Genomic DNA, 24168 nt, shown 5'->3' with positions numbered 1-24168 from the left:
GTAACCTACTTTTTCAGAAATTTGTTATTAATAACGGACAATAAAACGTACGAAATTATTACCAAAGGAATGGCCAAATACTGAAAGAAAATCAACAATATAACACATAAGCTCAAAAATACAATTTGAAGCGCGTTTTTCTTGAATGTAAAATCTTTTATTTTTAAGGAAAATAAGGGGATTTCGGCATTCAGGATGTAAGCACTAAATAAAGTAATCACCAGCAAAATCCAGTTGTTAGTCAACATATCAAAAAATATCATCGAATCAGAATACTTGATAACCAAAGGTAAACTAATTATAAAAAGGGTATTGGCGGGCGTTGGTAGACCTATAAATGAATCGGTTTGACGTGTATCAATATTAAAATTTGCCAATCGGTAGCAGGATCCTAAAGTGATAATAAATCCTAAATAAGGTATAATCTGCTTTCCATCTGCTGGATTTTGGCCTTGCTTTAGCATACAAAACATCACAAAACCTGGTACAACTCCGCTAGTAACCATATCAGCGAGAGAATCTAACTGCAAGCCTAACGGACCAGCTACTTTGAACAACCGTGCAAAAAAACCATCGAAAAAATCTAGAAAAATACCAAGACTCACAAAATAAAAAGCCATTTCAAAATTCAACTCTGATGCAAAAACGAGGGCAATACAACCACAAAAAAGATTCAATAACGTAATGATATTTGGTATATGTCTTTTAATTTGCATTTTTAGATGGTTTAGATTATCAAAGTTCACAAATTTAATATAATAAGTCAATCATAAGTGCGTTTTTAAAAGAGATTTATTTTTTACGAGTCTACAATTCTGAAAGGGTTGTTAAAAAAGAGATTAGCTCGGTAAAAAATTATATTTTTGGAAAAATTTTAAATGTCCTCGAGTCGGCAAACTAATTCATCTTGAAAAATAACTTATTCTTCCTTCTCCTATTGCTTTGCGCCAGTTCGCCTGCACAAACCTTAAGAAAATATTCAAACGAGTTTATGAATATTGGTGTCGATGCAGCAGCCTTAGGAATGGCAAACGCAACAACTGCAAGTACCAATGACGTGAATTCGGGTTATTGGAATCCAGCAGGATTGGTGCATCTCGAAGACCACCAATTGTCGCTGATGCACGCAAATTATTTTGCTAATATTGCCCAATATGATTATATCGCTTACGCCAATAGCATCGATGACGAAAGTTCTTGGGGCATTTCCTTGATTCGTTTTGGGGTTGATGATATTATGAATACGACTGAATTAATTGACAGCCAAGGTAATATTAATTATAATCGCATTAGTCTATTTTCGACTGCTGATTATGGTGCTACTTTTTCTTATGCACGAAAACTTCAAGTTCCCGGATTTCAGTATGGTATAAATGCCAAAGTGATTCATCGAATTATTGGAAAATTTGCCAGTTCTTGGGGTTTTGGATTTGATGCAGGATTGCAATTCGAAAAAAATGATTGGCAATTTGGTTTGATGCTGCGGGATATTACAACTACGTATAACGTTTGGAGCATTAACGAAGTCGAATATAAAAAGATTGCTAACGCTATTCCGGGACAAAATCAGGAATTACCTGAAAATACCGAGATTACAGCTCCTAAAGCACAATTAGGTTTGTCTAAAAAGTTTATTATTCGCTATGACTACAGTATTTTGGCTGCAGCCAATCTCAATATGCTGTTTGCCAAAACAAACGATATTATTTCGACAGATTTTGTGAGTATTGACCCTGCTTTAGGTTTTGAATTTGGTTATACCGACTTGGTTTTCCTTAGAGCCGGTGCAGGAAATTTTCAAAAAATTCAACAAATTGACAATTCAGAAAAAATAGGTTTTCAGCCCAATATTGGTTTGGGATTTAAATACAAAGGCATCCAAATTGACTATGCTTTGACTAATTTAGGCAATCTAAGTGCGGCTTTATACTCGAATATTTTTTCGGTAAAAGTAGATTTGGGACTTTTTAGAAACTAAAATCATTTAAAATGAAATCCTTTTCATTAAAAAAAATAGCTCTGTTGTTCTTTCTAATTGTATCGATGAACTGCTTTGGACAAAATATTTTATTGTCAAAAAATGCTCGTGCAAGCGTGATTACTTGCGATACTGGTAACGAATCGTATTCGCTTTTTGGACACACCGCTATAAGAATTACTGATTTAGAAAACAATCTGGATGTAGTTTATAATTATGGCGCTTTTGATTTTGGAACTCCTAATTTTGTTGCAAAATTTGCCAAAGGCGATTTACAATATTTTGCTGTTGCCAATACTTTTTCGGACTTTATGAGTCAATATACGTTTGAGCAAAGAAGTGTTTTCGAGCAAGAATTAATGATTCCGCTAGCTTATAAACAAAAATTATTCGATAATTTGACTACCGTTTTAGCGTCAAGCGAAAGTTATTATACTTATAAATTTATTGATAAAAACTGTACTTCGATGGTTGTGGACATCCTGAACAAAACGTTAGGCTCTAAAATAATCACTAAGAAATTTGACACTGACAAAACGTATAGAAGTATTTTGTTTCCATATTTTGACAATTTCTTTTATGAAAAATTAGGTACAAGCATCATTTTTGGAACAAAAGTCGATGAATATAGCAATCACATCTTTTTGCCATTTGAACTTCACAAAAGTTTACAACAAACTCGGTTCAAAAATCATTTGCTTTGTAAGGAAAGTACAAATTTACTAGAATTCAAAAAACAAATGCCAAATTCTTGGTGGAATAACATCTACACGTACCTAATTTTTCTTGTACTTATCCTAGTTTTAAACAAAAAATATAGTGATATTTTTTATCTTTTAGTTATGGGTCTTTTAGGGGTGTTCTTCGCCAGCGTTGGTTTTTATTCTTTTCATCAAGAGCTGTCAAATAATTATAACACACTGTTGTTTAACCCAATGTTACTAATTTTAATGTATTTTGTGGCAGTGAAAAACAAAAAATGGAGTATTAACCTGGCCGTATTTAATGTCATTTCGATCGGGGTTTATTTCTTCATTATTATTAATAAAGTACATCTATTTATTGTACTTCCGCTGATGCTAACAAGCCTATTTTTATTGGCTAAAATCATATACAAAAACAGTAAACGTATTCCGGTAGTTATTTGATTATTGACCTCTATAAAATAAAATAGTACTAAAAGTTTTAATGGTAATATTTAAGTCCAAAAAGATGCTTCGATGTTTTATATAATACAAATCATATTGTAGTTTTATAAGACTATCTTTTATAGATTCGCCATAGGAATAATTAACTTGAGCCCAACCAGTTAGTCCTGGTTTTATAACGTGCCGCGTTTCATAAAAAGGCATAATATCTGCGATTTCCTTAACAAAAAATGGCCGTTCAGGTCGTGGTCCAATAACGGCCATCTCCCCTTTTAAAATATTGACGAATTGAGGTATTTCATCGATTCTTGTTTTGCGTAAAAATTTTCCAAATGTTGTTATTCGGGTGTCACTTGAAGTCGAAAAAACAGCTCCATCTTTCTCAGCATTTTTAATCATAGTCCTAAACTTCAATATCTGAAATATTTTACCGTTTTTGCCCACTCGTTCTTGAGTGTAAAATAATTTTCCACGATTTCCGAGTGCATTTCCCAATATTATAACCGGCATTAGTAGTAATCCAACAACAATTCCGATGATGGAAAATATCGTTTCCATTATTCGAACATGCAACAAGTAAAACTGATTGTTATTACTGCGATTAAATAGGAAAAATTTATAAAAATCTCGAGTAATGTGATGAAGAGGTATCCGTTGTGTTTTATCCTCATACACTTGCGTATACTCACGAATTGTCATCCCTGATTCCAATAAATGGAGCAATTGCAAATACAAATTCGGAGTTATATCTTCGTTATTTTGTGAAGCAATAATAATTTCAAATAATTTATTTTTATTGACAAACGTAACCAAATCATCTATCCAAATATGTTGAAGATTTTCATTTTGCAGAACATCATTACTATCTCTATCGTAGTTTACATAAGCAATAACTCTATAATGAGGATCTGATTTTTCTAAATCATTTACCAATTCTTCTAATTGATTGCGATTACACACCAATAGTACATTTTGAACAAATCGATTAGAGGCCAAAAATTTTACGTAAAAAACCCTCCATAAAATTAAGGCAAAAAGTATGGTCAAATAAAATACTATTATTTGTAGTCTGTTTTTAGGCAATTCAGCTGATAAAACCGGAGTAAATAAATAAATAAAAAAAGTAGAAGAAGCAGTTAAAATAACACTTTTCAATACTTGGTATTGGTTACTAGCTACTTGTAGATTATACATTTCGAAAACTGTTCCCAAACTAGTTACATATAAAGCTATTATTATTAAATAATACTTATATTTTACTGAATCATTTAAATATTTCAAATCCAAAAAATGCCCCACCAAATATAGCGCTCCCAAAACAAAAACTACATCAAATACCTTCAGCAAAACTTTTCGCTCGGAGACTTCAAAATGTATTTTATTGTTCTTATTCATTACTTTCTTTATTTGAGTATTAAAGACCACAAATTTACACAAACATTCAGTAAAATCATCAAGATAGAACAACAACTAATTGAAAATTTTCTAGTAAGTGTGTAAATAATCCTAAAAAATTATTATGGTTGTACAGGTATCTGGTCTTCTTTTTTTGGTGTAGCAACTAAATATACATTAATTAAAGATAATGAGTAAACAAATGCTGGAGCTGCTGTACGCATTGCTGCATGATTAATTGTAAAAAACCAAAATGCGACAAAACACAGTAAATACATATTGAACTTGTTATCTACATACAAAAAAAGTGGTGTAAAAAACAAAATTAGTAAACCGAATATGCCCAAAGTCCCATGTTCAGCTAGCATCCTCGTAATTTCATCGTGTGACAAAGTTGCAATTCCTGTTTTGTCAAAACGAACCTCTACACCTTTTCCCACTCCAACACCGAAAATGGGATTATCTAAAAAAACGTCTATTTCTCCCTTGGCAACTTCTTCCCTACCTGTAAATCTACCTTCTTTAACCCTTCCAGCAGCATCTTGATTAGCATAACGCTTGTCTATTAGTCCCCTAGTCTGAAAAGAAGTATAGGTCCAAGTCGCAATCATCGTTACAGCAAACAAAACTATTAAATAATTTAGTTTTATCCTTCCAGCAAAATTTGATTTTGTATAGAGAAAAAATAACAATAAGACAATCATCAAAAATCCTGTAATCATACCTCCTCTCGAAAAAGTAATAATACCGCGATAACTGATATTCAACATGATTAGCAAATTGATGATAAGCATATATTTTGTTCTCGATTCCAAAATAATTCTTGAAAAAAAAATAAACATCCCTAATCCTAATATAGTAGAAACCTGATTAGGACCAAAACCCCCTGATGTTTCAAAATTTGATTGCGTACTTGTAATTGTGTCCCGAATATTTGGGGTATAAAAGGTAAGATATGTCATGCAGGTAACAATCGGCAAACCCATGCAAAGCAATATAGAATTCATTTGATCAATTAGCACCGTACGTTTAAATGTATAGAGCGACGCTACAGCGAGACAAGCAGGACCAGAAATATTAAACGCGATAGCATTTTTAATATTAGTGTCAAAATTCAAAACAAATGTAGAGAGAATAACACCCGGAATCAGCAATAGTATAAAAATCCAATACGGCGTGGCGTTTTTTGAAATTCCGCTGAAATACATACCAATAAAAATAAAAACCATTACTCCATATTTGGAAATTTCATACAATGGATTTCCTCCTGTCATCCTTAAAAAAACCTCACTTCCAACGACATAAGCAGCTGCCATTAATGCTTCGTGATTCTTATTTTGATTCTTAATTATATAAATAGTAGCCAAAATAAATATGGCATAGCCATATAATTGAGAAAGAGCTGGAAATAAAAAAATTAAAAAGCCTACTCCAATATGAAATAGAATTAAATTGAGATATAAGATTTCATTTTTAGTCATTTGATACTATTTTAACCATTTCAAATACAAATGTAAAACGGCTTCTTCTGAATAATTATTTGCTATTGTTTTTTCAAGCTTAGTGCCAAAATCAGCACGTAATGTATCACTTTCAATTAATTTTACTAATGCAGCATAAAATAATGGCGCCGAACCTGTTTTAATTAAATAGCCATTTTTTCCACTCTTAATAACTAGAGGCATTTCACCTACATTAGTAACTACAACTGACTTTTCATATAAACCGTATTCCAATAAAGCAACGGGCAAACCTTCTGATTGCGAAGTTAAAATTCCTATTTCTGATTGATTAAGAATATTTTTTATATCATTTCTAGAACCATAGATAAAAACTATATCGCTCAAATTATATTCTAAAATCAACGATTTGATTTGATTAGAATATACATCATCAAAATCTTTGCCGACCAGATGAAATGTCCATTCCGGATGTGAGACTTTAATTTTTTTGGCTACTTCCAACAATAAAAAATGATTCTTCTGAACTCGTAAATTAGCCAAAGATACTATTCGTTTTCCTTGAATTCCTTGCAAAATTGTTTGTTTTGAAATTTTATTCTCAACGGATGGGAAATTAGGCAAATAAACAACATTTTTAAACTTTAGTTTCTGTTCTGCCCAAATTTTTAGGTTTTTGTTTACTGCAATAATTCCATTAAAAAATGAAAGAACAAAATTCAATACTAAAAAAGGTCTTTTGTTCAAAAATTCACTGTCTCCATAATGATCATGCCAAATCAATTTTACAGTTGGATAGGTAATTTTCAAAAGAAAAGCTAAAAAAAAAGACGTACTATGTGCATGAATAATTTCTACTTTATTTGCTATTACAAATTTTCGAAATTTGAAAACGGATTGAATATCAAGAACACTTTTTTTATTCAAAAAAAGATAGGACACATTGTTATTTATTTGACTCCAAAGTGGTCCTTCCTTTCGACTTACTACCAAGCCAGAAAATTGAATTGTATTCGCAAGCGCATTAGCATAATTTACCGCCATTCGCTCTGCTCCTCCGGCTTCTAGAGAATCTATAATTTGAAGTATTCTCATAATTGCAACATTTCTTTTAGCTCCATTTCGAAAACATCTAAAGTATATTGTCTAGACCAGTCACTCGCTTTTCGGCTCATCTTTTTATAAAAGATTTCATCTTTCAAAAGAGTTTCCAATTGACAAACATCTTTTTCCAAATCTAATGCAATCAAAACGCCTCTGTCGCCATAATCAAGCATAAACGGCACACAAGAAACTTTTGTAGCAACAGGAACACAGCCCCAAAACATACCCTCGGCAATTGCTTTTGGCCAGCCTTCACTTTCGGAAGGTAAAATAACAAAATGACTTCTTTCGTAAGCCATTTTGACAGTATCCTGAGTTTGATTTCCTTTCAACGAAACAACATTGTTTATTTTATTTTGATTGATATAGTTTTCTAAATTTTCTCTCTCAACGCCCTCACCAAACAATTCTAATGCAACATTATATCCCTTTTTATGTAACATTTCAACTAATTTAATGGCGTAAAAAGGTCGCTTTCCCGAAACCAAAGCGCCCACAAAAATAAAACAAATTTGGCTTTTGAAATCCTTTTGAATAATTGGTGATTTTTCGGATTCGTGATATGTAGCTGTAAAAAAGGGCTTGATGTTTTTAGAACTTCCCTCCCATTCACCATAAACCAAAACCTGCATATTTCGTGTCAAAAAAGTAGAACTCAATATCCATTTTTGCAAACGGTACGTTAAAGGCTGCTTAGACTTTGGGTCACAATTTCCTGCATATTTAGCAGTTTTGGTTTTATTTGGAAATAAAATCTGAACCATACTTCCTAGTAAACCAATATTCCCAGGGCATCTCAAATGAATATGATCGGCTTTTTGCATAGCGGAATAAATCTGCCAACTAATTTTTGGAATTCTAAAAATTGTATTAAAAATTGCCTTTACGCTTAAGATATCAAAACTTTCGATGGCAACAAAATCAATATTTCTATGCTCATAATTGATTTCAATAGGACTTTTTTGTGATTTAGATTTTGGAGCTACAATAAGTATTTTATCGGCGTATTTTGACCAAACATTCATTTCGCGAACATAAGGCGCATATGCGAAATATTGATTTTGATCTAGAATATGCGGCACATGAGTGATGATGGCAAAAGTCATTATAAAGTACTAAGTTGCAAATAAAATTTATTGCGGTAAATGTATTGCTAAATCTAATGAATATCAACACCCATATTTAAATTTTATAGATAGCAGTATTAAATAAAAGCATTCGTAAAATTACGAAACCATCAAAAAAACTACTGCTAATCAAAGAGTAACAAATGTTAACAAAATAGATTTTCAAAAACCATAATTAATTGTATTTTTACCATTCAAAATTTAGATATATAAATGGGCAAAATCATTGCGATTGCTAATCAAAAAGGTGGTGTTGGAAAGACAACAACTTCAGTAAATCTGGCAGCATCACTTGGTGTTTTAGAAAAAAAAGTGTTATTAATTGATGCTGATCCTCAGGCAAATGCTAGTTCAGGATTAGGAATTGATGTCAATACAGTAGAAATTGGAACTTATCAAATTATAGAACACAGCAATACTCCAAAAGAGGCTGTCGTGAAATGTTCTGCCCCAAATGTTGATGTGATTCCTTCTCATATTGACCTTGTGGCTATCGAAATCGAATTGGTTGATAAACCTGAAAGAGAATATATGCTTAAAAAAGCGTTGGAAAGTATCAAAAACGAGTACGATTTTATTATTATCGATTGTGCTCCATCGCTAGGATTACTTACTCTAAACGCATTGACTGCCGCTGATTCAGTAATTATTCCTATTCAATGCGAATATTTTGCACTAGAAGGATTAGGGAAATTATTGAATACTATAAAAAGTATTCAAAAAATTCATAATCCAGATTTAGATATTGAAGGATTGCTTTTGACAATGTTTGACTCCAGATTGCGTTTGTCCAATCAAGTGGTCGAGGAGGTTCAGAAACATTTTAACGATATGGTTTTTGAAACTATTATTCAGAGAAACGTGAAGTTGAGCGAAGCACCAAGTTTTGGCGAAAGCATTATAAACTATGACGCAACGAGCAAAGGAGCAAATAATTACCTGCAATTAGCTCACGAAATTATAAAGAAAAACAGCAAATAATTTTATGGCACAAGCACTAAAAAAACAAGCCTTGGGAAGAGGATTATCGGCATTATTGAAAGATCCGGAAAACGATATAAAATCAGTAAATGATAAAAATGCCGACAAAGTGGTTGGGAATATTATTGAGCTTGAAATTGAGGCGATAGAAATCAATCCGTTTCAGCCAAGAAGTAATTTTAACGAGGATTCATTAAGAGAATTAGCAACTTCCATCAAAGAATTAGGTGTCATTCAACCTATAACTGTTCGAAAACTTGACTTCAATAAATACCAATTGATTTCGGGAGAACGACGTCTTCGTGCTTCCACTTTAGTCGGATTGACAACGGTTCCTGCTTATATTCGAATTGCAAACGATAATGAATCCTTAATTATGGCATTGGTTGAAAACATTCAACGCCACGATTTAGATCCCATAGAAATTGCACTTTCCTACCAAAGATTAATTGACGAAATTCAGTTAACACAAGAACAAATGAGTGAACGTGTTGGAAAAAAACGTTCTACCATCGCTAACTATTTGAGACTTTTGAAATTAGACCCAATCATTCAAACTGGTATTCGAGATGGTTTTATCAGTATGGGGCACGGTCGAGCTATAATTAATATTGAAAATCAGGACATTCAAGCCGATATTTACCAAAAAATAGTGAGTAATAATCTATCGGTTCGAGATACAGAAACATTAGTCAAAAATTACCAAGAAAGCCTAAAACCAACCCGAGGCGAAGCCGAACAGAGCGGAGCTAAACCAGCTGCTAAAGCAAAAACAACCTCTTTTGAAATTGACGAGGCGAAAAAAACCAGGTTCAATTCTTATTTTGGAACGAAAGTCGACGTTAAAGTGGTTAGTAATGGCAAAGGAAAAATCACTATCCCCTTTCATTCTGAAGAAGATTTCAACAGAATTATTAAACTAATAAAAGGGTAGTGAATAAAATTTATTTCATAGTACTATTCCTTATTGCAATAGGAAATACTCCTGTTTTTTCACAAGCGAAAACTAAAGCAGCCCTAATTGCAAAAGATACTTTGAAATCGAATGACATAGACCCATTAACCCCAGCGAAGGCCGCTTTTTATTCGGCTATTCTTCCTGGTTTAGGGCAGGCATACAACAAAAAATATTGGAAAGTCCCTATCGTTTACGGAGCAATTGGAGTCAGTATGTATTATTATATTGACAGTAATCAAAAATACAATCAATATAGAGATGCTTACAAACGACGTTTAGAAGGCTATTCGGACGACAAATTTAGTTATTATGACAACGATAGATTAATTGCGGCGCAGAAATTTTATCAACGAAATAGAGATTTATCTGCTCTGTTTGTTGTTGGTTTTTATGTTTTGAATATTGTCGACGCTAGTGTTGATGCTGCTTTAATACAATTTAACGTAAATGAAAATTTATCTGTAAGGCCAGATATTTATAGGAATGATGTAACATATAAGGCTAATGTTGCACTAACGTTTAATTATAATTTTTAAACACACAAATCCCTAAAAGGGATATAAACAATAAATTTACAACGAATGAAAATTGCACTTTTAGGATATGGAAAAATGGGACAGACCATCGAAAGAATTGCGCTAGGAAGAGGACACGAAATTGTTTTGAAAAAAGATGAATTCAATACCTATGAAGGACTTTCGAATGCCGATGTTGCCATTGATTTTAGCATTCCAGCAGTTGCTGTTGAAAATATTTCGAGCTGTTTTTATGCCAATGTTCCTGTTATTTCAGGAACCACAGGTTGGCTAGACCGTTATGACGAAATGGAAGCTCTTTGCAATGAAAAAAAAGGAGCGTTTATTTCTAGTTCCAACTTTAGTTTGGGTGTCAATCTCTTCTTTGGACTCAATGAATATTTGGCTAAAATGATGTCGAAGTTTGATTCCTACACTGTAAATATGGAAGAAATTCATCACACTCAAAAACTAGATGCACCAAGCGGAACCGCAATCTCTTTGGCAAAAGGAGTTATTGAAAACAGTAATTACACCAATTGGACAATGGAAACTCCTGAATCCAACCAAATTCACATCGAAGCAAAAAGGATTGGCAATGTTCCAGGAACACATACTGTAACTTACAATTCTGGCATTGATACCATCGAAATAAAACACACCGCTCATAATCGTGACGGATTTGCACTTGGAGCTGTAATTGCAGCCGAATGGATTGTCGGAAAACAAGGGGTTTTTACAATGAGAGACGTATTAGAATTAAAGTAAACTTGTTTCAGGTTTAAGGTTTAAAGTTCCAAGTTGAACAACCTTAAACTTTAAACTTTAAACAAAATAATTATGACAGCATATCAATGGTTTGTATTTTTCTTACTAGTACAAATAATCCACTTTTTGGGAACTTGGAAAATCTATGAAGCGGCAGGTAGAAAACGTTGGGAAGCAGCTATTCCAGTGTATAATGCTATTGTTTTGATGAAAATAATTGGTCGACCAACTTGGTGGACCGTTTTATTTTTCATTCCAATCATTAACCTAATAATGTTCCCTGTTATTTGGGTTGAAACCTTGAGAAGCTTTGGAAAAAGATCTTCTTTAGACACCTTTCTAGGAATTATCACCTTGGGTTTTTACATTTACTATATCAATTACACCCAACAGTTAAATTACGTTTCTGATAGAAGTTTGAACCCTGAAAACAAAGCGGCAGACACCGTAAGTTCGTTACTTTTTGCTGTCATTGTTGCTACATTTGTACATACTTATTTCATTCAACCCTACACTATTCCAACTTCATCATTAGAGAAATCTCTATTAGTTGGTGACTTTTTGTTTGTGAGTAAAATGAATTACGGAGCAAGAGTTCCTATGACTTCGGTGGCTTTGCCAATGGTTCACGATTCTATTCCATTGACAAAAAGCAAATCGTATTTAAACTGGCCACAAATACCTTATTTTAGATTACCCTCGTTCCAGAAAATTGCTAAAAATGACATTGTAGTTTTCAATTGGCCTGTCGATACTGTATATCGGTTCTTTGATAAATCTGGAAGAAAAGCGGTAACTAAACCCATCGATAAAAAATCGAATTATGTAAAAAGATGTCAAGGAACTCCGGGTGATATTTTAGAAATAAAAGACGGTTTTGTGTATATAGACGGAAAACAATTAGTCCTTCCAGAAAGAGCAAAACCGCAATACCAACATACAGTGTACGCTGCAAAAGGAGTTTCGAGCGAGGTTTTATTAACGACGGGTTCAACCGAATTCAATAGAATTTACATTTTGAAACCAAACAGTGAGGAACAAATAAATGCTGTTCAACCTTATATATTGAATGCTTCACAAAACCAAGATAAATCATTTACTGTAATGACTGGTTTTACAGGAATTCCGTTGAAAGTAATTGAAAGTTCTGGGATTTATGCTCAAGAAGTTTATGAAGCGAAAAACGATGTAAATCTTACTTTAAAAGGCGCTGAAGATTTGCGAAAAAATGCTTCCATAGATTCTGTTGTACGATTTATTGCTAAAAAAACAGCCGCTTTCGACAAAGGAATTTTTCCGCACAATACCAATTGGACAGTGGATAATTTTGGTCCTATTACCATTCCTTCAACAGGGAAAACAGTTCAATTAAACCAACAAAACCTACCGCTTTACAAAAGAATAATTGTAAATTATGAAGGCAACACTCTAGAAAACAACGGACAAACCATTAAAATAAATAGTGAAATTGCCAATTCGTACACTTTCAAGCAAAATTACTATTGGATGATGGGAGACAATCGTCATCGCTCTGAAGATAGTCGTTATTGGGGTTTCGTTCCAGAAGATCACATCGTTGGAAAACCTGTTTTTATCTGGATGAGTTGGGATACCAATGGCAAAGGATTGGGAAAAATTCGATGGGAACGCTTATTTACCACAGTCGGCGGTGACGGACAACCACAATCTTATTTCCAATTTTTCTTGATTGCTTTGGTTGCCTTTTTTGTAGGTGAGTATTTTTGGAAAAAAAGAAAAGCAAATAAAGTATAAATGTTTAAAAGTTTAATATTGTTTAAAGGTTTAAGGTTCTATAGCTGGGGGAAAATTAAACTTTTAAACCATTTTAAACAAGAGTAAACCCTATTAAACTGAAAATAAAATGAATCTTTTACTACATCCCTCCTATTTTCCTTCGATTAGTCATTACGTTGTTATGGCTCAATCAGAGAAAATTGTGTTTGAAGTCGAAGATAATTTCCAAAAGCAAACCAATCGCAATCGAACTTACATTTATAGTCCCAACGGTATTCAACTACTGAATATTCCTGTAAAACATTCAAAAGAAACACATCAAAAAACAAAAGAAGTCAGAATTGAAAATGATTTCTATTGGCAAAAACAGCATTTCAAATCACTAGAAGCTGCATATAGATCCTCGCCTTTCTTTGAGTTTTTTGAAGATGAAATACGCCCAATTTTCGAAAAAAAACATCAATTTTTGATGGATTTAAATTTTGAAACCTTGGAATTTGTTACAAAATGTCTCCGAATGAAATTGGATTATGAAACCACAACTGAATATTTTCACAAAGTAGATTCAATAGCTATTTTAGATTGTAGAACTTTGGTTGACGGAAAAAAAGACAAATCTCAATTTGAAAGCTATACTCAGGTATTTGATGACAAACATGGATTTCTAAATAATTTGAGCGTTTTGGATTTAATCTTTAATGAAGGAAAATACGCGTTGGATTATTTGAAAAATCAAAAGCTGCAAATCAAATAAAATATATCCTCTCTATTCCATTGAAAGTCTTGCCATAATTGGATAATGATCGGAATTTTCGAAATCAGGAAAGCTTTCAAATTTTTTGACTTTCATCGTGCCGTCTGCAAAAATGTAATCGATTCTGGCAGGATAATAACGAAACTTATAAGTCGCCCCAAAACCAATACCTGCTTCTTCAAAACTATCTTTCAATCCGCCTTTTATATTTCGATAGACGTATGAAAACGCACTGTTATTCATATCACCACAAATAATGATGGGATACGGACATTCTTTTTTACTCTCCTTAATAATCTCAGCTTGTTGCTGTTGTTGTTTGAAAGCAATACTTATTCTATTGAAAAGCTTTTGTGATTTACCTTGATTAATTGCATCGATATTTTCATCAATTTCAGTTACATCAGGAGATATTTTTATGGATTGCAGGTGCATATTATAGACTCTAATAATGTCTTTTCCTTTTTTTATGTCAGCATAAACGACATTATTACTAGAGTTTGGAAACACAATATTCCCTTGATCTATAATAGGAAATTTAGAAAAAATGGCTTGACCAGTTTTAATTTGATTTCCATCTATGTAAATATAACGGTGCGGATAAAGTTTTAAATCGATATTGGCATAATTAGAATACTCTTGAATACACAATATATCTGGATTTTTTTCATTGATGAAACTTAGAATATCATCGGGAACATCATCTCGATCCAACCATTTGAATACGTTCAATAACCGAACATTATAACTCATTACAGTAAAATCCTTATCATCCTCGGGATATTCTTTAGCCGAAAATTTATAGAATTTATTGATAAAAGTAATTCCCATCATAAGTACCAAACCCGACAAAATCATTCTCTTCTTGAATTGGAATCCCCAATACAAGAAAAATAAGCCATTCAAAATAAAAAACAAGGGCATAAACAAAGTAAATACTGAAAGCAATGGGAAAAATTTTGGAGCCAAAAAAGGTAAAAGATACGCAACGAACGTTGATACAGTAAGAACTATATTCAAAAAAAACATTAGTTTATTAAACCAAGAAAGGTTTTTCATTTTTTTAGTTTCAAGTTTCAAGTTTCAAGTTTCAAGTTGCTCAACTTTAAACCTGAAACCTGAAACAATTTCATTTCCCTACTTTAAACAAAAATTCTTTTTCTTCTTTTGTTAAACAATCATAGCCAGAACGACTGATTTTATCTAAAATTTCATCGATTTGCTGTTGTGTTTTATCCTTAATTACAATCTTTGAAGGCGCATTTTCAGTAGGCTTTTTATAATTCCTATGCACCTTTTTGAAAGGAGTAGATGACTTTTTTGTGAACAAATTAACAAAAAAATCGAATAGGTTTGAAACAATTTTACTCAAATCGGTTCCGTTTTGTAGTAATTTAATAAAAATAAACCCAAAAAAAGCCCCAGCCAAATGAGCAATATGTCCGCCAGAATTCTCTGATTGAATTTGCATTAAATCAATCAAAAGAATAACAACGGTAAAATGCCAAAGCTTTACATTACCAATAATCAACAAACGTAGATTCATCAAGGGTTGATACGTTGTCGTGGCAACCAAAATCGCCATAATCGCTCCAGATGCACCCACAATTGGTGAAACAATATTCATTAAATAAAAAGAAAAAACAAAAACTACTCCCGAAAAAATAGCTGCCAACAGATACAATCCCAATAACTGTTTCTGATTGAAAAACGTCAAAAACAATTGACTGGAAAAATTTAGAACAATCAAATTAAAAAAAATGTGAAAAATACCCGAATGAAAAAAAGAATAGCTAATGATTGACCAAGGTTTCCACAATAAATCCATTGGATTCGAAGACAAACTTACATAGTGAAGAAAATCGATGTCGATGCTTACAAATCGCAACAATCCAAAAATAACGTACGAAATTAGAAAGCAAGCAATATTCAAGTAGATTAACCTTTGGGTTATTCCACCGAATTTGTACTGCATTTTTAAGTCGTCTAATATACTGCTCATTTTTAAGTTAGAAGTTAGAGGTTAGAGGTTAGATGTTGGATTTCATCACAACAACTGAACACTACAAATGGGAATACTGAACACTAATTTTTAATTCCATCTGTTTTTGTTAAATTGATTTTTCTTCCAAAACCACATCATCAAGAAACCTGTTATTGCACCGCCAACGTGTGCAAAATGCGCTATTCCAGTACTTCCTGCTCCAAAAATAGAACTTCCTTTGAATCCCAAAAACAAATCGATAGCTAAAATTCCGGGTACAAAATATTTGGCTTTTATTGGAATTGGTATAAACATTATCCCCAGTTCCGCATTTGGACACATATAAGCAAAAGCGACTAACAATCCATAGATAGCACCAGAAGCACCAAGCATTGGCACTTTAGAAATCATCGAAGCTTGTAGAATGGTATCAAATTGTTGTTGACTACAATGCACTCTTTCCAAAATAGTATTAATTTCTCCTGCCATCATCTGACCTTTGTCGTCAAACAATGAACTATAATCGGCATTCAATAATAAATGAATTTCAGAAGAAGATAATTTCAAACTTGAGACATCCGACAAGAAAGAATGTATCTCGTAATAATTCATTCCGGTATGCAATAATGCAGCTCCAAGTCCGCAAGAAATATAGAAAAATAAAAATTTTTTTCCACCCCAAAAATGTTCCAAAGCACTTCCAAAAGAATACAGTGCAAACATATTAAATAAAATATGTGCCACATTGGGAAATGGCGCGTGCATAAACATATGAGTAATTAACTGCCATCCTTTGAAACTATCGCTCTCAGGGTAATAAAGAGAAAATAAATCATAGGATACTGGCACAAAATACGAGCCAATAAAAAATAGAATGTTAATAATCAATAGTTGTTTTACAACTGGCGTGATATTCATCATAATGCAAACTTTTTATCTAAATCTTCCACACGCATCGTAATGAAAGTAGGTTTTTGAAATGGAGAAACATTCGGGTCTTTGCAAGCAAAAAGTCCGTTGACCAAGTTTTCCTGTTCTTTTTCGGTTAAATAGGTTCCGGTTTTTACAGCCAAACTTCGAGCCATCGATTTGGCAATCGTATCGTTCTGACTAAAACTACTTTCTGGAATTCCGTCTTGCAAATCACTCAAAAGCTGTTCCAAAACTATCGATGCTTCACTTTCGGAAACATTGACAGGCAATCCTGAAATGACCACGCTATCAACGGTGGTCTCTTCAAAAACAAAACCTGTATTGGTCAATGAAGGTTTCAATTCAGAAATTAATTGCATTTCATCATTCGAAAAATACAAATGCAACGGAAACAACAACTGCTGACTTGAAGCCAAATGAACTGTGATATTGGTCAGAAATTGTTCATACAAAATGCGTTGGTGCGCCCGTTGTTGATCCACAATTAACATTCCTGACCTTATTGGATTGACAATGTATTTTTTATGAATTTGATAGGTTTTATGTACGGTTTGCTCTACTTCGTCATTATTAAATAAAGAAGATGTTACAGTCTCATTTTCAAAAGTCATTGTATCAATTTCCTCTGAATCTTGTTTTAATCCCACGTACAAACTTTCCCAATTCGAAGTCGGTTCAGGTCTTCTGTAGCTTGAACTGGAATTCGTAAAATGTTTGTTGGGTTTATCCGTTTCAGAAAACGGATTAAAACTACCATCCACCTGAATCGTAGGTGTTTCTGCATCTAAATCTTTGTAATGGTAAGGAGTATCTAAATTGGCATCGCGCTCAAAATCTAAAATGGGTGCCACATTAAACTGTCCTAAACTGTGCTTAATCGAAGCCCGCAAAATAGCGTACAAAGCCGACTCGTCGTCAAATTTAATCTCCGTTTTTGTGGGGTGAATATTGATATCTATCGTATTTGGCGGCACTTGAAGGTAAAGAAAATAACTGGGTTGTGCGCCATCTTTTAGCAAACCATCGTAAGCAGCTATTATGGCGTGATGCAAATAACCACTTTTTATAAATCGATCATTCACAAAGAAAAACTGTTCTCCCCGATTTTTTTTGGCAAATTCAGGCTTGCATACAAAACCTTGAATATTTACAATTTCGGTTTCTTCGGTAACGGGAACCAACTTTTCATTGGTTTTTCCCGAAAAAATAGTTACAATTCGCTGTCTCAAACTGGAAGCCTGCAAATTGAACATTTCGCTACCGTTGTGATAAAACGTAAAATAGATTTGCGGGTGTGCCAATGCCACGCGCTGAAACTCATCAACAATATGGCGGTATTCCACCGTATCGGATTTTAAGAAATTGCGACGAGCAGGAATATTAAAAAATAAATTTTTAACGGCAAATGAGGTTCCTTTTGGCAAAACAGCTACGTCTTGCGAAACAAATTTGCTACCTTCAATCACAATATGCGTTCCCAATTCTTCCTGATCCTGCTTGGTTTTCATTTCGACGTGGGCAATTGCGGCAATCGATGCCAATGCTTCTCCACGAAATCCTTTGGTGTGCAATGAAAATAAATCTTCGGCTTGACGAATTTTGGATGTGGCGTGACGTTCAAAACACATCCGTGCATCGGTGACGGTCATTCCTTTTCCATTATCGATAACTTGAACCAATGATTTCCCGGCATCTTTTATAATGAGTTTGATGTCATTTGCTCCAGCATCAACGGCATTTTCAAGCAATTCTTTGACCACTGAAGCAGGTCGCTGAACGACTTCTCCAGCAGCAATTTGATTAGCAACGTGATCAGGAAGTAATTGAATAATACTCGACATTAGTTCAGTTTATGGTATTTTGTTTATGGTTTATAGTTTGATCTGTAGTGAGCAAATTTAAGTATTTTCTATTGGGATTACTACCAAAATAAATCATAAAAAAAACAAAAAACCTATACCATCAATAGAATAGTATAGGTTTTAGTTCCGATAGCGATCGGAAGCAATATTATTTTATTCCTCAATCATCTTCAAACCTTCAACTTGCAAAGGTCCAGTAGACAATAATTGTTGATTTTTGAGTTGGTGACTAAAGGACGCTTGATGTCTTAAATACGCCATTTTTATAGCTGCAACAGCAGCTTCGGTTCCTTTGTTTCCGTGCTTTCCGCCGCTTCTGTCTAAGGACTGTTGCATTGAATCATCGGTCAAAACGCAAAAAATTACTGGAATATCAGTTTGCACATTCAAGTCTTTGATTCCTTGTGAAACGGCTTCACACACAAAATCAAAATGCTTGGTTTCGCCTTGAATGACACAACCAATAGCGATTACAGCATCGACATTTTGAGTTTGTAACATTTTTTTTGCTCCATAAATGAGTTCAAAACTCCCTGGAACATTCCATCTCAGGATATGTTCTGATGGCACTTCATTTTCTAGAAGTCCTGTAACTGCCCCTTTAAAAAGTCCTTCAGTTATCATATCATTCCATTCTGAAACAACAATCCCAAACCGAAAATTTTTCGCGTCTGGGATTGAGTTTTTATCGTATTCGGATAAATTTTTATTTATAGTTGCCATCTTTAATTTAAGATTTTAAAGTTTAGATTTAATATGGTAAAAATACGAATCTTAAATCTAAAATCTGCAATCTAAAATTATATTATTGTGCTAATCCAATTAACACATCAATTGTGGCAGCTTCTGACGAAGCATCAAAATTGTCTTTAATATCTGTAAAATATTTAAGCGCATCTTCTTTATTTCCTAATGCCAATGCTGTTTTTCCTGCTTTCAACAAGAAGCGCGGTGTAGTAAAATTATTTTTATCAGATTCTGCAGCCTTAACATAATTCTCTAAAGCTTCTTTAGGCTGATTTTTTTGCGAATACGCATCTCCTATTGCTCCTTTTGCCATAGCACTCAAAACAATGTCATCAGATTTGAATTTTCCTAAATACTCAATAGCTTCTGTGTATTTTCCGGTGTTCAAATAAGCAACACCTGAATAATAATTAGCTAAATTTCCAGCGTCTGTTCCCGCATATTCGTCGGCAATTTTTATAAAACCAAATTTACCTTCTGAACCATTTAAAGCTAATTTATATAGGGAATCGCTAGCAACTCCTTCTGTAGCCTTTTGAAAATTTTGTTGCGCAACAAACATTTCGATTGCAGCTTCTTCCTCTTTTGGCGCTGAAACAAATTTTTGATAGGCTAAATATCCAACTGTCATTAAGGCGATAGCACCAACAACTCCTATAATAATTCTTTGATTTTTGGCTACAAAATCTTCTGTTTTTGACGCAGTTGCATCTAATGTGGAGAAAACTTCAGCAGTTTTACTGTTTTTTTCTAATACAGATATATCTTCAGTTACTTCTTTAACTTCTTTTTCTTTTGCTGGTTTGTATCCTCTTTTATTATAAGTAGCCATTTAATTTTTAATTTAGTGAGCCGCAAAAATAAAATTTTTATTCATATCGTCATAAAAAAAATGGCTTTAAATTCAAATAAAAATACATTATCTACTATTTAATTACTACTTTGTTTCTATCTGAAAAATATTTACCATTTGAAAATGCCAAAAAGTAATTTTTATCGATAATTTTCGATAATTTGCACCCTCTTAAAACACATTCTCAAATACCTAATTTTCTATTCCAGTAAGACCTAAATGTATTTAAAAAAAATTTCACTATTCAATTACAAGAATTTTTCTGAATCAGAGTTTGAATTTGTGGGCAAAATAAATTGTTTTGTAGGCAAAAACGGAATCGGAAAAACCAATGTCTTGGATGCGATTTATCATTTGTCTTACGGGAAAAGTTATTTTAACCCCTTGGCGGTCCAAAACATCAAGCACGGCGAGGAGTTTTTTGTGATTGACGGCGAATTTGAAATCAACAACAGAAACGAACAAATTATTTGCAGCCTAAAGAAAGGACAGAAAAAAATATTGAAACGCAACGGAAAAATCTACGATAAATTTTCGGAGCACGTTGGGTTCATTCCTCTGGTAATTATTTCGCCTGCTGACCGAGATTTGATTGTAGAAGGTAGCGAAACCCGCAGAAAATTTATGGACAGCGTGATTTCGCAATTGGATTCTAAATACCTAAAGCAACTCATTCAATATCAAAAAGTAATAAGTCAGCGCAATGCTTTATTGAAATATTTTGCTTTGAATTTTGTTTTCGACAATGATACACTTTCTATATATAATGAGCAACTCGATACTTTTGGAAAATACATTTTTGAAAAACGCAAAGATTTTATAGAACAGTTCATCCCAATTTTCAATACCCATCATCAAGCGATAACGGGATCTCAGGAAACGGTACAATTGGTTTATGAAAGTCATTTATTAGAGAAAGATTTGCTGTCGCTTTTAGAAGAAAACATCAACAAAGATAGGGCTTTGCATTTTACAAGCGTTGGAATTCACAAAGATGATTTATCTTTTGAAATTGATAATTATCCAATTAAAAAATTCGGCTCACAAGGGCAGCAAAAAACATTTTTAATTGCCTTAAAACTGGCGCAATTTGAATTTTTAAAAACACAAAGCGGTTTGAAACCCATTTTATTATTCGATGATATTTTCGACAAATTAGACGAAAATCGAGTTGCCAAAATCGTCGATATGGTTAATAGCGACACTTTTGGACAACTTTTTATTTCGGATACACATCCTGAAAGAACCGAACAAATCGTCAAGTCAACACATCAAACGTATAAAATATTTAAACTATAATTACAGTAAATATTTTAACTTTTACTTTCAAAATCAATGCTATAAATTACTTATTTTAGCCATTTAAAAATTTAATCAAGAATGAAACTAACTACCAAATTCTACAGTTTATTAATCTTTTTAACCATCCTGTCTTGTAAGGGACAAACGTCTGAAAATATTATAAACGTTGATCCGAAAGGCTTTTCAAAAGAAATAGCAATGATTGAGGAACCTCAGCTAATCGATGTGAGGACTCCTGAAGAATTCAATGCAGGACATATTTTAGATGCTAAAAATATAAATTGGCTTGGCAATGATTTTGTACCAAATATTGAAAAACTAGACAAATCACAACCCGTTTTCGTTTACTGCAAAAGTGGCGGAAGAAGCTCAAATGCCGCTAAAAAATTAGAGGAATTAGGATTCAAAAAAATCTACAACCTACAAGGCGGGATGATGAGTTGGGATGCAAACGATGTATCAAAATCGAGCGATCAAATTATCGGAATGTGCAGTCAAGAATACGCTGCGTTATTAAATACGGACAAAAAAGTACTTATAGATTTTAATGCCAAATGGTGTGCGCCTTGCAAAAAAATGGCTCCTTATTTAGACAGAATGCAAAAGGACTGCGCAGAGAAGGTAGTTATCATCCGATTGGATGCAGATGAAAATAAAACTTTAATTAAAGAAATGAAAATCAGTGAACTTCCTACTCTCCTATTATATGAAAAAAAGGAATTGAAATGGAAAAATTCGGGATATATTAGTGAAGAAGAATTGAAAAAACAATTACAATAATCTAAGAAATATGCTTTCAAAAGACAGTTTACAATTTCTTGACGATTTAAAATCCAATAACAATCGCGATTGGTTTTTAGATAATAAAAAACGTTATGAAGTTTTCAAAAAAGACTATCAACAACTGGTTGGGGATTTTCTGGACGCGATGAAACCACTTGACCCATCGCTAGAAATGCTTGAAGTAAAAAATTGCACCTTTAGAATCAATCGGGACATTCGATTTTCAAAAGACAAATCGCCATACAAGGACCATATTGGAGTTTGGCTATCCAGCGGTGCCAAAGGAATGAATCGTTCTGGTTATTATGTTCATCTTGCAAGAAATGGTAGTTTTATAGCAGGTGGATTATACTGCCCTGAAGCTGAAGATTTAAAAAAAGTTCGAAAAGAAATTGCCTATTTCCAAGAAGATTTGGAAGAAATTCTTAAAGAAAAAAGCTTTCAAAAGGAATTTACTGATTTTGATCGGAATGAAACAAACATGCTGAAAAATCCTCCACGAGGTTACGAAAAAGAGCATCCTGCCATTGAATTACTCAAATTAAAAAGCTTTGAAACTTCTCAGAAATTCAATATCGAGGAAGTTACCAATGAAGATTTTGTTGCCAAAATGACAAAAAAACTTATCGTCTTGAAACCCTTGAACGATTTTATCAATCGAGCACTAACTTCCGAAGATTAATTTATAAAAATGAAAAAAAGAAAAATACTTTTTTTGGGAGAAACCTACCGAGCGGACGCTATTACTTGGATGAATGGACTAAAGGATTTTGGCGATTTTGAAATTATCACTTGGGAATTAAGGACGCCAAACCACAATTTATTTAGCCGTACTTTTAGAATGTTAGAGTTTTGTACTGTGCTTTTTCAAATTAGAAAACTAGTCCAATTAAAACAACCCGATATGGTCATTGCTGAAAGAACAACTAGTTATGGTTTTCTTGCCGCATTATCCGGTGTCAAACCCATTGCCATTGCCCAACAAGGAAGAACTGATTTATGGCCCGAAAATTCTATTTTATTGCCTCTTAAAAAAATTATCCAAAATTACGCTTTTGAAAAAGCCGATTTGATTCACGCTTGGGGTCCAGTAATGACTATCTCGATGCAAGAAGCCAATGTAGAGATGAAAAAAGTGTTGGTCTTACCAAAAGGAATCGATTTTAATCTATTTGGTACTAATAAAAACAAATCTTCCGAAAAATTAACTGCAATCGTAACGCGATCGTTAATGCCTGAATACCGCCACGATACCATCCTCAAAGCCTTTGGTATCATAAACCAAAAAGGAATAGATTTTGAATTGACTATTGTTGGAGACGGAAAATTGCTACCGCAGTTAAGAGAACTAGCAACGAAAATGAATATTGAAAAAAAGGTTAATTTTACGGGTAGAATTCCAAATACAAAATTACCAGAATTGTTGCAGCAGTCCAATTTTTATATTAGTATGCCCATAACTGAAGGCGTTTCTGCTTCATTGTTTGAGGCGATGGCTTCGCATTGCTATCCCATTGTAACTGATATTCCTGGAAATCAAAGCTGGATCAAACACCGCGAAAACGGTCAATTAATAAGTATTGATGATACTGAAATGCTGGTCGATGAACTCCTTTGGGCTTTTGAAAATAAAGTATATCGAAACGCAGCCGTATTAGAAAACAGAAAATTTGTGGAAGAAAATGCAAATTATACAGTAAATATGAAGATTATTGCCGACAAGTATCACGAGTTAATTAACAATACAAAAACCAATTAGCT

23 protein-coding genes are annotated in these 24168 nt (G+C 33.3%); 12 read left to right on the top strand and 11 right to left on the bottom strand.

Going from position 1 to position 24168, the window contains the following annotated elements:
• Positions 1-5: 5 nt before the first annotated feature.
• Entirely contained in the window at positions 6-716 is a 711-nt protein-coding gene (locus tag RMO83_RS11175) for a CDP-alcohol phosphatidyltransferase family protein (protein WP_310559769.1), read from the bottom strand.
• Between the two features lie 275 nt (positions 717-991).
• Between RMO83_RS11175 and RMO83_RS11170 the strand changes: the two genes are divergently transcribed.
• Together RMO83_RS11170 and RMO83_RS11165 are read left to right on the top strand one after the other, a co-directional pair.
• On the top strand, positions 992-1978 hold the full coding sequence (locus tag RMO83_RS11170; protein ID WP_310559782.1) for a PorV/PorQ family protein: 987 nt from the start codon (positions 992-994) through the stop codon (positions 1976-1978).
• An 11-nt stretch (positions 1979-1989) separates the two neighbouring features.
• Positions 1990-3126, top strand: coding sequence for a DUF4105 domain-containing protein (locus RMO83_RS11165; RefSeq protein ID WP_310559768.1), 1137 nt, complete (start codon positions 1990-1992; stop codon positions 3124-3126).
• Here RMO83_RS11165 and RMO83_RS11160 read toward each other — a convergent pair whose 3' ends face one another.
• The 4 genes from RMO83_RS11160 to RMO83_RS11145 form a co-directional block, all read right to left on the bottom strand.
• Positions 3127-4521, bottom strand: coding sequence for an exopolysaccharide biosynthesis polyprenyl glycosylphosphotransferase (locus tag RMO83_RS11160; protein ID WP_310559766.1), 1395 nt, complete (start codon positions 4519-4521; stop codon positions 3127-3129).
• A gap of 122 nt (positions 4522-4643) precedes the next feature.
• Positions 4644-6002, bottom strand: coding sequence for an O-antigen ligase family protein (locus RMO83_RS11155; protein ID WP_310559765.1), 1359 nt, complete (start codon positions 6000-6002; stop codon positions 4644-4646).
• A gap of 6 nt (positions 6003-6008) precedes the next feature.
• Complete coding sequence (locus RMO83_RS11150) at positions 6009-7076, bottom strand: glycosyltransferase (protein ID WP_310559763.1); 1068 nt, start codon at positions 7074-7076, stop codon at positions 6009-6011.
• Positions 7073-8191 (bottom strand): glycosyltransferase, encoded by a 1119-nt coding sequence (locus tag RMO83_RS11145; protein ID WP_310559762.1) that lies wholly within the window; start codon positions 8189-8191, stop codon positions 7073-7075. The genes RMO83_RS11150 and RMO83_RS11145 overlap by 4 nt, the downstream gene beginning before the upstream one ends.
• Positions 8192-8425: 234 nt before the next feature.
• Between RMO83_RS11145 and RMO83_RS11140 the strand changes: the two genes are divergently transcribed.
• The 6 genes from RMO83_RS11140 (at position 8426) to RMO83_RS11115 (ending at position 13943) form a co-directional block, all read left to right on the top strand.
• Positions 8426-9193, top strand: coding sequence for an AAA family ATPase (locus RMO83_RS11140; RefSeq protein WP_310559761.1), 768 nt, complete (start codon positions 8426-8428; stop codon positions 9191-9193).
• Positions 9194-9197: 4 nt separating this feature from the next.
• The gene (locus RMO83_RS11135; protein ID WP_310559760.1) at positions 9198-10127 is read left to right on the top strand and encodes a ParB/RepB/Spo0J family partition protein; all 930 of its coding nucleotides are present in this window, start codon (positions 9198-9200) and stop codon (positions 10125-10127) included.
• Complete coding sequence (locus RMO83_RS11130) at positions 10127-10687, top strand: DUF5683 domain-containing protein (protein WP_310559759.1); 561 nt, start codon at positions 10127-10129, stop codon at positions 10685-10687. The genes RMO83_RS11135 and RMO83_RS11130 overlap by 1 nt, the downstream gene beginning before the upstream one ends.
• Positions 10688-10732: 45 nt before the next feature.
• Positions 10733-11434, top strand: a complete 702-nt coding sequence (gene dapB / locus RMO83_RS11125) for a 4-hydroxy-tetrahydrodipicolinate reductase (protein ID WP_310559758.1) — start codon at positions 10733-10735, stop codon at positions 11432-11434.
• Positions 11435-11506: 72 nt separating this feature from the next.
• Complete coding sequence (lepB, locus tag RMO83_RS11120) at positions 11507-13207, top strand: signal peptidase I (protein ID WP_310559757.1); 1701 nt, start codon at positions 11507-11509, stop codon at positions 13205-13207.
• Positions 13208-13316: 109 nt separating this feature from the next.
• The gene (locus RMO83_RS11115; RefSeq protein ID WP_310559756.1) at positions 13317-13943 is read left to right on the top strand and encodes a WbqC family protein; all 627 of its coding nucleotides are present in this window, start codon (positions 13317-13319) and stop codon (positions 13941-13943) included.
• A 12-nt stretch (positions 13944-13955) separates the two neighbouring features.
• On the opposite strand, the gene RMO83_RS11110 is transcribed toward RMO83_RS11115, so the two are convergent.
• The 6 genes from RMO83_RS11110 to RMO83_RS11085 all read right to left on the bottom strand — a co-directional run bounded on the left by RMO83_RS11110 (position 13956) and on the right by RMO83_RS11085 (position 20301).
• Positions 13956-15002: an endonuclease/exonuclease/phosphatase family protein gene (locus tag RMO83_RS11110; RefSeq protein ID WP_310559755.1), complete on the bottom strand. Its 1047-nt coding sequence runs from the start codon at positions 15000-15002 to the stop codon at positions 13956-13958.
• A 70-nt stretch (positions 15003-15072) separates the two neighbouring features.
• Positions 15073-15945: a rhomboid family intramembrane serine protease gene (locus RMO83_RS11105; protein ID WP_310559753.1), complete on the bottom strand. Its 873-nt coding sequence runs from the start codon at positions 15943-15945 to the stop codon at positions 15073-15075.
• A 90-nt stretch (positions 15946-16035) separates the two neighbouring features.
• Positions 16036-16848: a rhomboid family intramembrane serine protease gene (locus RMO83_RS11100; protein ID WP_310559752.1), complete on the bottom strand. Its 813-nt coding sequence runs from the start codon at positions 16846-16848 to the stop codon at positions 16036-16038.
• Complete coding sequence (mutL, locus tag RMO83_RS11095) at positions 16845-18701, bottom strand: DNA mismatch repair endonuclease MutL (protein WP_310559751.1); 1857 nt, start codon at positions 18699-18701, stop codon at positions 16845-16847. Before mutL ends, RMO83_RS11100 begins: the two co-directional genes overlap by 4 nt.
• A gap of 174 nt (positions 18702-18875) precedes the next feature.
• A complete protein-coding gene (gene ribH / locus RMO83_RS11090) occupies positions 18876-19445 on the bottom strand; it encodes a 6,7-dimethyl-8-ribityllumazine synthase (protein ID WP_310559750.1) in 570 nt (189 codons plus the stop codon).
• 82 nt (positions 19446-19527) lie between these two features.
• A complete protein-coding gene (locus RMO83_RS11085; RefSeq protein WP_310559749.1) occupies positions 19528-20301 on the bottom strand; it encodes a tetratricopeptide repeat protein in 774 nt (257 codons plus the stop codon).
• A gap of 240 nt (positions 20302-20541) precedes the next feature.
• On the opposite strand from RMO83_RS11085, the gene recF reads away from it, so the two are divergent.
• The 4 genes from recF to RMO83_RS11065 all read left to right on the top strand — a co-directional run bounded on the left by recF (position 20542) and on the right by RMO83_RS11065 (position 24166).
• Complete coding sequence (recF, locus tag RMO83_RS11080; protein WP_310559748.1) at positions 20542-21621, top strand: DNA replication/repair protein RecF; 1080 nt, start codon at positions 20542-20544, stop codon at positions 21619-21621.
• Between the two features lie 81 nt (positions 21622-21702).
• Complete coding sequence (locus tag RMO83_RS11075) at positions 21703-22404, top strand: thioredoxin domain-containing protein (protein ID WP_310559747.1); 702 nt, start codon at positions 21703-21705, stop codon at positions 22402-22404.
• A gap of 10 nt (positions 22405-22414) precedes the next feature.
• The gene (locus RMO83_RS11070; protein ID WP_310559746.1) at positions 22415-23089 is read left to right on the top strand and encodes a DUF2461 domain-containing protein; all 675 of its coding nucleotides are present in this window, start codon (positions 22415-22417) and stop codon (positions 23087-23089) included.
• Between the two features lie 9 nt (positions 23090-23098).
• Positions 23099-24166 (top strand): glycosyltransferase, encoded by a 1068-nt coding sequence (locus tag RMO83_RS11065; RefSeq protein ID WP_310559745.1) that lies wholly within the window; start codon positions 23099-23101, stop codon positions 24164-24166.
• The last annotated feature ends 2 nt before the right edge of the window (positions 24167-24168 follow it).

Origin of the sequence: Flavobacterium sp. (assembly GCF_031423415.1) — a bacterium.
Classification (GTDB): domain Bacteria; phylum Bacteroidota; class Bacteroidia; order Flavobacteriales; family Flavobacteriaceae; genus Flavobacterium.
Note: the sequence above shows the minus strand (reverse complement) of the source record. Positions and strands in the feature narration are given on the sequence as shown.

What these genes read in the sequence shown, in the direction of transcription:
- RMO83_RS11155 (WP_310559765.1), bottom strand. Translation starts at nt 6,002, where the DNA reads ATGACTAAAAATGAAATCTTATATCTCAATTTAATTCTATTTCATATT.
- lepB (WP_310559757.1), top strand. Translation starts at nt 11,507, where the DNA reads ATGACAGCATATCAATGGTTTGTATTTTTCTTACTAGTACAAATAATC.
- recF (WP_310559748.1), top strand. Translation starts at nt 20,542, where the DNA reads ATGTATTTAAAAAAAATTTCACTATTCAATTACAAGAATTTTTCTGAA.
- RMO83_RS11140 (WP_310559761.1), top strand. Translation starts at nt 8,426, where the DNA reads ATGGGCAAAATCATTGCGATTGCTAATCAAAAAGGTGGTGTTGGAAAG.
- RMO83_RS11115 (WP_310559756.1), top strand. Translation starts at nt 13,317, where the DNA reads ATGAATCTTTTACTACATCCCTCCTATTTTCCTTCGATTAGTCATTAC.
- RMO83_RS11150 (WP_310559763.1), bottom strand. Translation starts at nt 7,076, where the DNA reads ATGAGAATACTTCAAATTATAGATTCTCTAGAAGCCGGAGGAGCAGAG.
- dapB (WP_310559758.1), top strand. Translation starts at nt 10,733, where the DNA reads ATGAAAATTGCACTTTTAGGATATGGAAAAATGGGACAGACCATCGAA.
- RMO83_RS11165 (WP_310559768.1), top strand. Translation starts at nt 1,990, where the DNA reads ATGAAATCCTTTTCATTAAAAAAAATAGCTCTGTTGTTCTTTCTAATT.
- RMO83_RS11135 (WP_310559760.1), top strand. Translation starts at nt 9,198, where the DNA reads ATGGCACAAGCACTAAAAAAACAAGCCTTGGGAAGAGGATTATCGGCA.
- RMO83_RS11145 (WP_310559762.1), bottom strand. Translation starts at nt 8,191, where the DNA reads ATGACTTTTGCCATCATCACTCATGTGCCGCATATTCTAGATCAAAAT.
- RMO83_RS11105 (WP_310559753.1), bottom strand. Translation starts at nt 15,945, where the DNA reads ATGAGCAGTATATTAGACGACTTAAAAATGCAGTACAAATTCGGTGGA.
- RMO83_RS11065 (WP_310559745.1), top strand. Translation starts at nt 23,099, where the DNA reads ATGAAAAAAAGAAAAATACTTTTTTTGGGAGAAACCTACCGAGCGGAC.
- ribH (WP_310559750.1), bottom strand. Translation starts at nt 19,445, where the DNA reads ATGGCAACTATAAATAAAAATTTATCCGAATACGATAAAAACTCAATC.
- RMO83_RS11110 (WP_310559755.1), bottom strand. Translation starts at nt 15,002, where the DNA reads ATGAAAAACCTTTCTTGGTTTAATAAACTAATGTTTTTTTTGAATATA.
- RMO83_RS11170 (WP_310559782.1), top strand. Translation starts at nt 992, where the DNA reads ATGAATATTGGTGTCGATGCAGCAGCCTTAGGAATGGCAAACGCAACA.
- RMO83_RS11160 (WP_310559766.1), bottom strand. Translation starts at nt 4,521, where the DNA reads ATGAATAAGAACAATAAAATACATTTTGAAGTCTCCGAGCGAAAAGTT.
- mutL (WP_310559751.1), bottom strand. Translation starts at nt 18,701, where the DNA reads ATGTCGAGTATTATTCAATTACTTCCTGATCACGTTGCTAATCAAATT.
- RMO83_RS11175 (WP_310559769.1), bottom strand. Translation starts at nt 716, where the DNA reads ATGCAAATTAAAAGACATATACCAAATATCATTACGTTATTGAATCTT.
- RMO83_RS11085 (WP_310559749.1), bottom strand. Translation starts at nt 20,301, where the DNA reads ATGGCTACTTATAATAAAAGAGGATACAAACCAGCAAAAGAAAAAGAA.
- RMO83_RS11070 (WP_310559746.1), top strand. Translation starts at nt 22,415, where the DNA reads ATGCTTTCAAAAGACAGTTTACAATTTCTTGACGATTTAAAATCCAAT.
- RMO83_RS11075 (WP_310559747.1), top strand. Translation starts at nt 21,703, where the DNA reads ATGAAACTAACTACCAAATTCTACAGTTTATTAATCTTTTTAACCATC.
- RMO83_RS11100 (WP_310559752.1), bottom strand. Translation starts at nt 16,848, where the DNA reads ATGATGAATATCACGCCAGTTGTAAAACAACTATTGATTATTAACATT.